Genomic DNA, 12696 nt, shown 5'->3' with positions numbered 1-12696 from the left:
TACGCCGGAGCGCGCCGCCAAATCAGGCACATTGAGATGTAACTGGCATGAAAGTCGGCACGGTGTTGCCTTCTAGTTTAGCCATCACCACCGCCTGGCATTCCGAGATACCCGAGAGAAATATTTTCCCAAAAAAGAAATCCGCCAACAGCAGCGAATTAAAAATTAATCTGCCATTTTCCGCATTTCAGGAATTCTGCAAACCGCAAAAAATCGGGTAACCGTGAAAAAAACCCTTAAAAAAAGGTAAAAACCGGCGCGCGAATCCTCTCGAATTGGTGCCTACCCCAAATTTCTTCTGCCGGCCTATTACACTCCAATAAGCGGTAAGTGCATAGTAAATATTTTTACGAACACACCGAACAAGTGACATATTTTTGTCTACGCTTTTGAATGAAATCAACCGAAAGGAGTCAGGGGATGAAATTCACTCCAACCACCTATTTGATGGGTATCGTTTGTTCATTGCTGCTCGCCGGCTGTTGTAGCACACCAGCGCCTGTGATGTGCCCAGCGGGGACGGAGCAGATTCCTACCAACATGGCTTGTCCATCTGATGCGGACTGCTTTATGGTCGACGACAACACTCGTTGCATGAAGGTGGTCAAGTAATTTAAGTCGAGTCAGATCTGGCACAAAGCGCCGTCTCGAAAGATTCGGCGTTTTTTTGCCAGAGCTGAGACAAGACTTACATTATTAACGCTGACGTTCGGCGAGTTTTATTGCGTGGGCAGGCAGCCTCGTTGTGCCTCTGGAGAGAGGCTGAGGCTCGCTCGCGATCATTAAGGACGATTGACGGCGGGTGCTGAAAAGTACGTGCTCTTGAACCTTTTGCTGAACAGGTCCCGCCCTCCAGGGCCCAGCAATCTATTCAATATTCCCGACGACTGTGCCAGCGTACCGGGTGTGAGTAGTAGTCCACCTTATCCTCAACACCGAGAATCAGCGCAAACAGCGCCATGCGCACCAGCAGGCCGTTATCCGTCTGTCGGAAAATCGCCAGGTTCGGGTGCTCGTTCAGGTCGGTGTCCAGCTCATTGGCTTCTGCACGTGAATCCCTTGGCAGCGGGTGCATGATGACCGTGTTTGGCTCACAGTGGCGCGTATAGATCGCACGATTCAGGCGGAACTGGCCACGGTAATGGTTGGCCTCTTCCTGTGACTCGAATCGCTCCTCCTGGATACGCGTGGAGTAGACAATGTCGACGTGACTGATCGAACCCTCAAGCTCGTCCGAAGTTCGCACTTCGTGCCCGGCACCACGTAACATTTCCACAATTTCACCCGGCATCGCCAGCGCAGCCGGCGATACCAGTACAACCTGCACCCTGTTGAACAGGCACAGGAGTTTGCACAACGAGTGCACTGTGCGGCCGTGTTTCAGATCCCCGATCATGGCAATGCGCAGCCCATCCAGGCCCCGCTGTTTTGCAGCCAGCTCCTTGCGGATGGTGTACAGGTCCAGCAACGCCTGGGTCGGGTGTTCATTGGCGCCGTCACCACCGTTGATGACCGGGACACGGCTCGCCGCGGCAAATTCCGCCGCGGATCCGGGCTGCGGGTGACGCATGCAGACCACGTCACTGTACCCGGAGAGTACACGCGCCGTATCGTACAGGGATTCGCCCTTGGCGATTGCCGAGCTGGAAATACCGACGGTTTCCCGCACCGTACCGCCAAGTAGGTTGAAAGCGGCGCCGAAGCTCATGCGCGTACGGGTACTGGGCTCGAAGAACATATTGCCGAGAATGGCCCCTTCGAGCACGCGGGTAACTTTCTGGCGCCGCGCGTAGGGCACCAGGCGATCAGCCACATCGAAAACATGCTCGATGTCTGCCCGCTCGAATTGGTTGACCGATAAGATATGGGTACCGATAAAGTCCACGCTTTACTCCTCTGCAGACGCCCTGGCGCAGGCCCGCCTTTACCGGGTCGGCATTGTACTGCCTAATGGCTTGTGGCCCTAGCACCAGAAGCGTATCGGGCAGTGACCACGTCAGGCCAGGCGCGAATCCCCCCAGGCCACCAGCTGGTCCAGCAGCGCCTGCTCACGCGGATCGGTATGGTCCGCCCGCAGCGCCTCTACGGTATTAAAGTAGTCTTCCAGAGTGAGGCTACCACCCGCAGCCGGGTCTGTAAGGCGACGATAGACCCAGTCGCGCCAGGTCACCTGCTCCTTCTCGGAGAGGGTGGCGGGGTAATTCCGTGCGCGGTAACGAAAAAGCAACTCCGGCAGGCGCTCGTCACTGAAACCATGCCCCAGCGACGCCAACCGCTCCGGTGGGCTGCCCAGGACCTCACGGCACAGGTCCCGGTCTGCATCGCTGATAAAACCGGCATAGAGGCTTGCTTCCGCATCCCGCTGCGGGAAGTCATCGCCTGTGAATACCTCCCGCACCTTGGCCGCAACATCCGCTTGCCGCAACTTCTGCCAGTGCGCTTCGCAGCGCGCCTTGTCAATTCCGAGTTCCGCAGCGCGCCTGTCATCGAGCATATTGGGCGGCGCCAGGATCGGGCACTTGTTCAGGTGCACCAGCTTGAGGCCGGCCGGGGCCGCCCCTTCCGGCAACTCTGCACGCGGCGTGTAGAGCCTTTCCCTCAGCTGGTCCGCATCCAGGGAAAGTATGGCTTCGGGGTCTTCACCCAGGTTCGCGCAGATGACCGCATTGCGGTTCACCGGGTGCATGGCGAGCGGGAGAATGTAGGTCAGGTGGCCGTTGGCGGCCGGTACCTTGCCGGAAATATGCAGCAGCGGCTTGCGCGTGTGCACATCGATCAATTTTGTGGCTTCCTGCTTGCGCCGCAGGCGATATGCGAACTCGTACAATTTCGGCTGCTTTTGCCGGATCAGGCGTGCCATCTCGATAGTGGCCAGCACATCCGACAATGCATCGTGCGCACCTTCATGGGCAATACCATTGGCCGCGGTCAGTTGCTCAAGGCGGAAGGACGGCACTCCCGCTTCCCGCTCAGGCCACTCGATGCCCTGCGGGCGCAACGCATAGGTAAGCCGCACCATGTCGATGATGTCCCAGCGGCTGTTGCCACCGAACCACTCGCGCTTGTATGGGTCGTAAAAATTGCGATAGAGGCCATAGCGGGTTACCTCATCGTCAAAACGGATACTGTTGTAACCCACCCCGCAGGTTCCCGCCTGAATAAACTCGCGGTGGATCTGCGCCATAAACTCCGGCTCCGGCAGGCCCTCCGCCTCCGCCTTCTGCGGGGCAATGCCGGTCACCAGGCAGGCCATCGGCTGCGGCAGGCAATCTTCCGGCGGGCGACAGTAGATCATCAACGGATCGCCGATGATGTTCAGGTCCTCATCCGTGCGAATGCCGGCAAACTGCGCCGGCTTGTCCCGGGCGGGATCCGTTCCCCAGGTCTCGTAATCGTGCCAATAGAGGGTTGACTGATTGTTCAAGGCACCGGCTTCCTTATCTTATGCTTTGTCGCAGTCTATCGCGCACGCCGCGCCGGGAAAATGCCCGAGCTTGCAATGCATGCCCCGGTCGCTAAAATCCCGCTACCCTCTATACCTGAATAGCCGGTATTCCCCTGCGGGAAAGCCGGGCAAGCCTCGAGACTGTCCAGCACCGAGCCAGCACCGAGCAAACACCGAGACCGTCCGACACGATGAATATCCGTCAGCTGCTGACCGACAAAGTACAAGCCGCCATGCTGGAAGCCCATATTCCGGCCAAGTTCGGCCCGCACCTCGCACCCGCAAAAAAGGCGGGCTTTGGCGACTACCAGGCCAACGGCGCCATGGCCGCGGCCAAGCACATGGGCACCAACCCGCGTGAGTTGGCGACCAGCATCGTCGAGAAACTGAATCTCGAGGGCATTGCCACCAAGGTTGAAATCGCAGGCCCGGGCTTTATCAACATCCACCTGGACCCGGCCTTCCTCGGCACCTCACTGGACAAGGCACTGGCTGACCCGCGCCTGAGCATCGGCAATACCACCAATCCGCAGACTGTGGTGGTCGACTATTCTGCGCCGAACCTGGCCAAGGAAATGCACGTTGGCCACCTGCGCTCCACCATCATCGGTGATGCGCTGGTGCGACTGCTGGAATTCCAGGGCCACAAGGTCATCCGCCAGAACCACATGGGCGACTGGGGCACCCAGTTCGGCATGCTGCTGGCGCACCTGCAGGACAAGCTGGAAGCCAATGAAGTGGCGGAAGTCGCACTTTCAGACCTGGAAGCTTTTTACCGCGAGGCCAAGCTGCGCTTCGATGACGAGGAAGGCTTCGCCGACCGCGCCCGCGATTACGTGGTCAAGCTGCAGGGCGGCGACCCGCGGTGCAGTGCGTTGTGGGAGAAATTCATCGAGGTTTCCGTCAGCCACAGTGAGGAAATCTACGACAAGCTGAATGTCACCCTGAAACATTCCGATGTCGCACCGGAGAGCATGTACAACGCCGACCTGCCCGTGCTGGTGGCAGACCTGCAACAGCAGGGCCTGGCGGTGGAAGATGACGGCGCCCAGGTCGTGTTTCTGCCGGAGATGGCAGACAAGGAAGGCAACCCGAGTGTCGTGATCGTGCAGAAGCGCGGCGGCGGTTACCTGTATGCCACCACCGACCTGGCCGCAATCCGCTACCGCGTCAGCAAGCTCGACTCCGACCGCATCATGTATTTCATCGATGCGCGCCAGTCGCTGCATATGCAGCAGGTCTTCACCGTTGCGCGCAAGGCCGGCTACGCGTCCGATGACACAAGCCTCGAGCACCACCCCTTCGGCACCATGATGGGTGCGGACGGCAAACCGTTCAAAACCCGCACTGGCGGCACCGTCAAGCTGGCAGAACTGCTGGATGAGGCGGTTGAGCGCGCCGACAAGCTGGTGGCAGAGAAGAACCCCGAGCTTGCGCCGGAGACCCGCGCGGAAATCGCACGCAAGGTGGGCATCGGTGCGGTCAAGTACGCCGACCTGTCCAAGACCCGCACCAACGATTACATCTTCAGCTGGGACTCCATGCTCAGCTTTGAGGGCAACACCGCGCCCTACCTGCAATACGCCTACACCCGCGTACGCAGCATCTTCCGCAAGGCTGGTATCAACCCGGAACAGCTCAGCGGCAGTATCGTCGTGGCTGCGCCGCAGGAACAGCAGCTGGCGCTGAAGCTATGCCAGTTTGAGGAAATGCTGGAACAGGTTTCCAAGGATGCCTTCCCGCACGTACTCTGTACCTACCTCTACGACCTGGCCAGCGCCTACATGTCGTTTTATGAGGCCTGCCCGGTGCTCAAGGAAGGTGTTAGCGAGGAAGACAAGGCCAGCCGTCTGCGCCTCTGCCAGCTGGTTGCGGCAACCATCGAGCACGGCCTCGGCTTGCTGGGTATTGAAGTCATGGAGCAGATGTAAGGCTGCCGCCAATACCGGCTGTGAGCCGACTTTGATTTGAAAGGAAGCCCCGTTTCAGGCAATCCTGAAGCGGGGACTCAGTTCCGCATCAAAGGATTGCGGTATCGGTGATGGCACGGAAGGGTCGTCGACCAGATACTGCTCGATCACCCCCTTTGCCTCAACGAGCTGGGCGTCCCGCAGGATCCAGAGCTCAACCCAGCTTTCCACCAGTGGAAATTCATTGCCCGGCGGCGGTACTGCATTCTGGACCGATGCACAGATGCCACTGCGATCAAGGCGCTCACACAGGGCGCGGATCAGCAACGTATCGTTGGTGAGGTAGACTCGTTGAGCCATGATGGTCTGAAACGCTTAATTTGGACTAGCTACTTAATTAAAGGTAGCTGAGTTTTTTTCGGGGTGTGCGCTATGCCGCCAAAATGGCGCGAAAAAAGCTTCCGCCCTCTCCAGACCCGCACCCGTAACAATTCACGCGCCAGGTTGCCTGCCCGCGGCACCCGCGCCATCCGTGATTAATTGCGCCACCCTCGCCCGGAGCCAGGGCACGACCTCGGCCTCAAACCAGGGATTTTTCTGCAGCCAGTGGGTATTGCGCGGTGACGGGTGCACCAGAGGCAGAAAGCGCGGCGTGAACTGCCGCCATGCAGCCACCCTCGCCGTGAGTGATGTGTACTTCCCCGGCAAGTAAAAGTTCTGTGCATACTGGCCCACACAAAGCACCAGCTCCACGCACTGCAGCTGTGCCCACAGCGGGGCATGCCAGCGCGGTGCGCACTCGGGCCGCGGCGGGAGGTCACCGGAACGCCCCCTGCCCGGATAACAGAACCCCATCGGAAAAATCGAAACGAGCGTCGGATCGTAAAAGTCCTCACGCGCGATGCCCATCCAGCCGCGCAGGCGCTCGCCACTCGGGTCATTCCAGGGCACGCCGGTTTCATGCACACGCAGCCCCGGGGCCTGCCCGATTACTACAATTTTTGAAGTGTCCCCCAGTTGCAAAACCGGCCGCGGGCCCAGCGGTAAATGGGCGCGACACAGGCTGCAGGCGCGTACCTCGGTCAGCAGGCGCTCAGCGGGGTTATCTGAGGCGATGAGTTCCACAAAATGACCAATTTATTCATATCTGTGCTGTACCGCAGGCCTGACCCGCAACAGAAGTACGCGTTACAGCACCAAGATTGCCCACTCCTACTACTGTTGCTACCATGCGCGCAATTTTTACCGGGCACCCGACTCCCCCAGAGGTTTCGGGGCACGGCTAATTGCCTGACCGGCTATTCCGGTTACCCCTATGGCACGCCTCTGGCGGTCTCAGATGGCCGCGGTACTTTGACTAAGGATTCCGATTTATGACCCAGTCGACCCTCAACCAGCTGGAACAACAGGACGAATTCATCGGCCGCCACATCGGCCCGGACGCAGAGCAGACCCAGGCCATGCTGGATACCCTCGGGGTTTCCAGTGTAGAAGACCTGATCGCCAAGACGGTCCCGGCCGGAATCCGCAAGCAGGACGCACTGGACCTGAAAGATGCCATTTCCGAGCAGGATGCGCTGGCGGAGCTGCGCGGCATTGCACAACGCAACAAGATTTACCGCACCTTCATCGGTATGGGCTATCACGACACCTTTACCCCGAATGTCATCCTGCGCAACGTGCTGGAAAACCCGGGCTGGTACACCGCCTACACCCCGTACCAGCCGGAAATTGCCCAGGGCCGCCTCGAAGGCCTGCTGAACTTCCAGCAGATGGTCACCGACCTGACCGGCATGGAGCTCGCCAATGCATCCATGCTGGACGAAGGCACTGCTGCCGCCGAGGCCATGACCCTGTGCAAACGCCAGGTAAAGCGCAACAAGTCCAACGTGTTCTTTGTGGACGAGGATTGCCACCCGCAGACCATCGCGGTAGTGAAGACCCGTGCAGAGCACTTCGGTTTTGAAATTGTCGTGGGTAACCCGGAATCCCTGCCGGAAGAGCTGTTTGGCGCGCTGCTGCAATACCCGGCTTCCACCGGCAAAGTGCGCGACCTCACCGACATCATCGCCGACGCACACGGCAAGAATGCGCTGGTCACCGTCGCGACAGACCTGATGAGCCTCGTGGCCCTGAAGGCACCGGGCGAAATGGGCGCTGACGTGGTGGTTGGCTGTAACCAGCGCTTCGGCATTCCGATGGGCTTCGGTGGCCCGCACGCCGGTTTCTTCGCATTCCGTGAGGCTTACAAGCGCTCCGCGCCGGGCCGCATCATCGGCGTTTCCATCGATACCAAGGGCAAGCAGGCCCTGCGCATGGCCATGCAGACTCGTGAGCAGCACATTCGCCGCGAAAAGGCCAACTCCAACATCTGTACCTCCCAGGTATTGCTGGCCGTGATGAGTGCCTTCTACGCCTGCTACCACGGCCCGAAAGGCCTCAGGAATATTGCCTCGCGCATCCAGCGCCTGGCTGACATCTTTGCCCGTGGCGTGCAGGAATCCGGCTTCGAGCTGGCGCACGACAGCTGGTTCGATACCGTCACAGTCAACGTCGGTGACCAGCAGAGTGCCATTTACGAGCGCGCACTGGCAGCCGAGATCAACCTGCGCAAGGTTGGCGAAGACAAACTGGGTGTGAGCTTCCACGAAACCGCCAAGCTGCACGACGTTTCCGACATCCTCGATGCCTTCAAGGGCGCCAGCCACGGCCTCGACCTGCAGATGCTGGATACCGAAATCGCCGCGAAAGGCCCGATGGGTATTCCGCATGCGCTGCAGCGCACCAGCGACTTCCTGACCCATCCGGTATTCAACAGCTACCACAGCGAGACCGAGATGCTGCGCTACCTCAAGCGCCTGGAGTCCCGCGATATCGCACTGAACCACTCCATGATCCCGCTCGGCTCCTGCACCATGAAGCTGAACGCCACCGCGGAAATGATCCCGGTGACCTGGCCCGAATTCGGCCGCCTGCACCCGTTCGCGCCGGCAGGCCAGACCGAGGGCTACCAGGCACTGTTCGAAAGCCTGCAGCAGATGCTGGAAGCCTGTACCGGCTACGATGCCGTCAGCCTGCAGCCAAACGCCGGCTCCCAGGGCGAATACGCGGGCCTCGTAGCCATCAAGAAATACTTTGAGTCCCGGGGCGAGCAGCGCAACATCTGCCTGATCCCGGCATCCGCGCACGGCACCAACCCGGCCTCCGCCATGATGGTGGGCATGAAGGTTGTGGTTACCGCCTGCGACAACATGGGCAACGTCGACATCGACGACCTGAAAGCCAAGGTTGCAGAACACGGTGAAAACATCGCTGCGCTGATGGTTACCTACCCGTCCACCCATGGTGTATTCGAGGAAGGCATTACCGAGATCTGCGACCTGATCCACTCTGTGGGTGGCCAGGTGTATATCGACGGCGCCAACATGAACGCGCTGGTGGGCGTTGCGGCACCGGGCAAGTTCGGTGGCGACGTATCCCACCTGAACCTGCACAAGACTTTCTGTATCCCGCACGGTGGCGGCGGCCCGGGCATGGGCCCGATCGGTGTGGGCGAGCACCTGAAACCGTTCCTGCCGGCGCACCCGGTGACCCCGGTTCCGGGCACCGACATGGCCAACGGCACTATCTCCGCTGCAGGTTGGGGCTCCGCCAGCATCCTGCCGATCAGCTGGATGTATATCCGTATGATGGGCAAGACCGGCATGAAGCAGGCCACTGAAATGGCCATGGTCAACGCCAACTACGTGGCCAAGAAACTCAGCGAGCACTACAAAGTGCTCTACACCGGCAAAAACGGTTTTGTTGCGCACGAGTGCCTGATCGACCTGCGCCCGCTGAAGGAAACCAGCGGCGTCACGGAGGAGGACATCGCCAAGCGCCTGATGGACTTCGGTTTCCATTCACCGACCATGTCCTTCCCGGTTGCCGGCACCCTGATGATCGAGCCGACCGAGAGTGAATCCAAGGAAGAGCTGGATCGCTTTATCGAAACCATGGCCATCATCCGCAACGAAATCGCGGAAGTGGAAGCGGGTAATTACCCGGCGGAAGACAACCCGCTGCACAACGCCCCGCACACCCTCGACGACGTCATGTCCGACGAGTGGAGCCACGCCTACAGCCGTGACGTTGCCGGGCGCCCGGCCAGCTGGCTCAAGCACCACAAGGTGTGGCCGTCGGTGAACCGTATCGACAACGTGTATGGCGATCGCAACCTGATCTGCTCCTGCCCTTCCATTGAGGAATACATGGAGTAAGCCACCAGCAAAACTGGTGTATCGAAAAGCGGGCCCCCGAGCCCGCTTTTTTTGTGCCCGACAAACTGCCACCAGGCCACGACGAGCAGCCTGTAGCGGGCCCGCGGTTTGAGGTACAGTGAGTCATCCAATAATCCGGAGCCCGACTCTTGCGCCTGCTGACCACGCTGCTTATCTACTTCTGCCTGCTGCTACAGGCCCACGCCCAGTCCAGTGAAACGGAGGGCCCGCATATTCGCGTGGCGCTTGTCAGCGAGCAATCGCAACTGCAGGCCGGGCAGACCCAGTGGGTGGGCATCCGCCTGCAACCGGAGCACCACTGGCACACCTATTGGCGCAACCCCGGTGATTCCGGAGAGGCCCCCTCCATCAACTGGACCCTGCCAGAGGGCGTAACTGCCGGCGAAATACTCTGGAGCGCGCCACAGCGCATTCCGGTGGCGCACCTGGTCAACTTCGGTTACGAGGGCGAATCCCTGCTGATGGTGCCGCTGACCATCGACAAGGGCTACTCCGCTACCAGTGTGCCTCTGAAGGCCAGCATTTCCTGGCTGGTGTGCAAGGAAGACTGTATTCCCGGCTGGGCCGACCTGATGCTGCAACTGCCTGTTACTGACACGGAAGGTACGCCGTCAGAGCAGGCGCCACTGTTTGAAAAAGCGCGCAGCACCCACCCCATGGCAAACGACATACAGGGTGAATTCGAGGTGTCCTCGGACGCCGTGTCCGTCAGCCTTGTCGGCGATCTGGCAAGTGACGAATGGTCGATTTTCCCGTTTGTCGACGGGTGGGTGGTGCACGCCCAAAAGCCTACCATCGTTACGGAAGACGGACGCCTGCTTGCCAGCTTCACGCGAAGCGAATACCTGCTGCAACCGCCGGCGGAGATGCAGTGGCTACTGGTCAATCAGGATGCCAGCCGTGTGTACGAGGTTTCCACCCGCCCGGCCAGCCTGATGCCCGCAAGCAGCGACTTCTCCCTCGCCAGCGCCATACTCTTTGCGTTTGTTGGCGGCCTGATCCTCAACCTGATGCCCTGCGTACTGCCGGTCCTTGGCCTCAAGGCCATCAGCCTGCAGAAAGGCGACCAGCGCACCCAGGGCCTCATGTACATGGCCGGCGTGCTGCTGACCTTCTGGTTGATCGCCGGGCTGCTGATCCTGCTGCGTCACGGTGGCGCCAGCATCGGCTGGGGCTTCCAGCTGCAATCCCCGTGGGTGGTGGGCCTGCTGGCGGCGCTGTTCGTGGCCATCGGACTGGCACTGCTCGGCGACAGCAAACTGTTTGCGCGGATCTCCGGCACCGGACAACACCTGACAGAAAAAGACGGCGCCAGCGGCAGCTTTTACACCGGCGCGCTGGCGGTGGTGGTGGCATCACCCTGCACCGCACCGTTTATGGCCGCCGCACTCGGTTACGCCCTGACGCAGCCGGCCACGACATCGTTCGCCATTTTCACGGCGCTGGCACTCGGCTTCGGCCTGCCGCTGACCGCAATCAGCCTGTTCCCGCGCCTGCACAACTGGATACCAAAGCCCGGCCCGTGGATGCTGCGCTTCAAGCAGGCCATGGCTATCCCCATGTTCCTTACTGCCGCATGGCTGCTCTGGGTACTCGCCGGCCAGACCGGCTTCAAGTCCGTACCCGGCCAGGACAGCGGCCCGGCTTTCGCGGTCAGTTACACCGAGCAACAGTTGCAGCAGGCCATCGCAGAGGGCGATACGGTACTGCTCAACGCCACGGCAGACTGGTGTATTACCTGCAAGGTGAATGAACAGGTTGCGTTCCGTAATGAAGAGTTGCGTACACTACTCGCCAGTGAGGGCTATACCTACCTGCTGGCAGACTGGACCAACCGGGATGAGGCCATTCTCAACCTGCTGACCGGTTTCGAGCGCTCCGGCGTGCCGCTGTACGTGATTTACAAACAGGGCAGAAAACCGAAGCTACTGCCCCAGATCCTGACCGCAGACCTGGTATTGCGTGAATTGCGCGCCGCCCATGCAGGCGCGGCAATCGAATCATCGCCAGGACAACCCGATTCGTAAGTCAGTTCCGATTCCCAAGAAAGGAGAAACCCGATGAAAAAGTTATCCCTGTTCCTGTGCTCGCTGGCGCTGGCATTTTCTGCGCATGCCAAGGTTGAGGTAGACCAGCCGGCACCGGCGTTCTCTCTGACCGCAACCGATGGCAAGACTGTTTCGCTGGCCGATCACAAAGGCAAGTACGTGGTGCTGGAGTGGACCAATCACCTGTGCCCCTATGTGCAGAAGCACTATGAAAGCGGCAATATGCAGGGTCTGCAGAAGAAGTTCACTGGCAAGGACATTGTGTGGCTGTCGGTGATTTCATCATCCCCGGGCAAACAGGGACACGTCAGCCCGGAGGAAGCGGACCAGCTGACCCAGAGCCGCAACGCCACCCCGTCTGCGGTACTGCTGGACCCAGAGGGCACTGTCGGGCAGCTGTACGGCGCGCGCACCACACCGCACATGTATATCATCGACCCGGAAGGCACCCTGCGCTACGCCGGCGCCATTGACAGCATCAAGTCTGCCAACCCGGCGGATATCCCCAAGGCCACCAACTATGTAGACCAGGGCCTGGGCGAGCTGCTGGCCGGCGAGGATGTCTCCGTCAAGGCATCACGCCCTTACGGCTGCTCCGTGAAGTACAAATAGCAGCGCGTAGCCAAGCGCGGCGGGTTTTAACGGCATTCGCCGCGTAACAGGCCAAGATCCCGCCCCACCACTCTTTCGAGCACGAAATAGCCGTTGGGGCAGTAGCCGGTCTCCTCCAGTTTTCTGGCGAGGCCGGCATCAAACCAGCGCTCGAAGCGCGGCCCCATACTCGCCCGCTGTCTGACCGCAGCCTCATACTGCGCCTGGCTCATGCTCGGGCTGCGGGTATAGGGGCGCAACCCACCCTTGCGGGCTGGCTCCAGCCGATACCTGAAGCGAAGCGCCCCGTCACTGCCGGTTTCCGTATCAAACGACTCGTCGAACATGCCCTCCGGCATATTTGTGTTGCTACTGCAGGCCGCCACCACACAGGCGGCGGCTATCAACAGGGTTTTTCGCAT

Annotated in this window: 10 protein-coding genes; 5 read left to right on the top strand and 5 right to left on the bottom strand. The window is 60.1% G+C overall.

The genetic code is table 11. The features are described from left to right. The first annotated feature begins 47 nt into the window (after nucleotides 1–47). Nucleotides 48–221 carry a hypothetical protein gene (locus QSJ80_RS08460; protein ID WP_285763999.1) on the top strand — a complete coding sequence of 58 codons (174 nt, stop codon included), beginning with the start codon at nucleotides 48–50 and terminating at the stop codon, nucleotides 219–221. Nucleotides 222–871: 650 nt separating this feature from the next. On the opposite strand, the gene QSJ80_RS08455 is transcribed toward QSJ80_RS08460, so the two are convergent. After that, entirely contained in the window at nucleotides 872–1885 is a 1014-nt protein-coding gene (locus tag QSJ80_RS08455) for an aspartate carbamoyltransferase (protein WP_285763998.1), read from the bottom strand. 111 nt (nucleotides 1886–1996) lie between these two features. After that, complete coding sequence (gene sbcB / locus QSJ80_RS08450; protein ID WP_285763997.1) at nucleotides 1997–3424, bottom strand: exodeoxyribonuclease I; 1428 nt, start codon at nucleotides 3422–3424, stop codon at nucleotides 1997–1999. Between the two features lie 212 nt (nucleotides 3425–3636). Here sbcB and argS point away from each other — a divergent pair, with 212 nt between their 5' ends. Beyond that, a complete protein-coding gene (argS, locus tag QSJ80_RS08445; protein WP_285763996.1) occupies nucleotides 3637–5376 on the top strand; it encodes an arginine--tRNA ligase in 1740 nt (579 codons plus the stop codon). Nucleotides 5377–5430: 54 nt separating this feature from the next. Here the strand turns inward: argS and QSJ80_RS08440 are convergent, their stop codons facing one another. Next, complete coding sequence (locus QSJ80_RS08440) at nucleotides 5431–5715, bottom strand: hypothetical protein (RefSeq protein WP_285763995.1); 285 nt, start codon at nucleotides 5713–5715, stop codon at nucleotides 5431–5433. Nucleotides 5716–5847: 132 nt separating this feature from the next. Continuing rightward, nucleotides 5848–6480: a uracil-DNA glycosylase family protein gene (locus QSJ80_RS08435; protein WP_285763994.1), complete on the bottom strand. Its 633-nt coding sequence runs from the start codon at nucleotides 6478–6480 to the stop codon at nucleotides 5848–5850. Between the two features lie 248 nt (nucleotides 6481–6728). On the opposite strand from QSJ80_RS08435, the gene gcvP reads away from it, so the two are divergent. The 3 genes from gcvP (at nucleotide 6729) to QSJ80_RS08420 (ending at nucleotide 12295) form a co-directional block, all read left to right on the top strand. Then, nucleotides 6729–9614 carry an aminomethyl-transferring glycine dehydrogenase gene (gene gcvP / locus QSJ80_RS08430; RefSeq protein ID WP_285763993.1) on the top strand — a complete coding sequence of 962 codons (2886 nt, stop codon included), beginning with the start codon at nucleotides 6729–6731 and terminating at the stop codon, nucleotides 9612–9614. Between the two features lie 149 nt (nucleotides 9615–9763). Next, nucleotides 9764–11662 (top strand): protein-disulfide reductase DsbD family protein, encoded by a 1899-nt coding sequence (locus QSJ80_RS08425; RefSeq protein WP_285763992.1) that lies wholly within the window; start codon nucleotides 9764–9766, stop codon nucleotides 11660–11662. 33 nt (nucleotides 11663–11695) lie between these two features. After that, a complete protein-coding gene (locus QSJ80_RS08420) occupies nucleotides 11696–12295 on the top strand; it encodes a thioredoxin family protein (protein ID WP_285763991.1) in 600 nt (199 codons plus the stop codon). A 26-nt stretch (nucleotides 12296–12321) separates the two neighbouring features. Here QSJ80_RS08420 and QSJ80_RS08415 read toward each other — a convergent pair whose 3' ends face one another. Continuing rightward, nucleotides 12322–12696, bottom strand: a complete 375-nt coding sequence (locus tag QSJ80_RS08415) for a hypothetical protein (RefSeq protein WP_285763990.1) — start codon at nucleotides 12694–12696, stop codon at nucleotides 12322–12324.

Origin of the sequence: Biformimicrobium ophioploci (genome assembly GCF_030270605.1) — a bacterium.
Taxonomy (GTDB): Bacteria; Pseudomonadota; Gammaproteobacteria; order Pseudomonadales; family Cellvibrionaceae; genus Biformimicrobium; species Biformimicrobium ophioploci.
The sequence above is the reverse complement of the archived record's forward strand: the minus strand, read 5'-3'. Positions and strand labels throughout refer to the sequence as shown.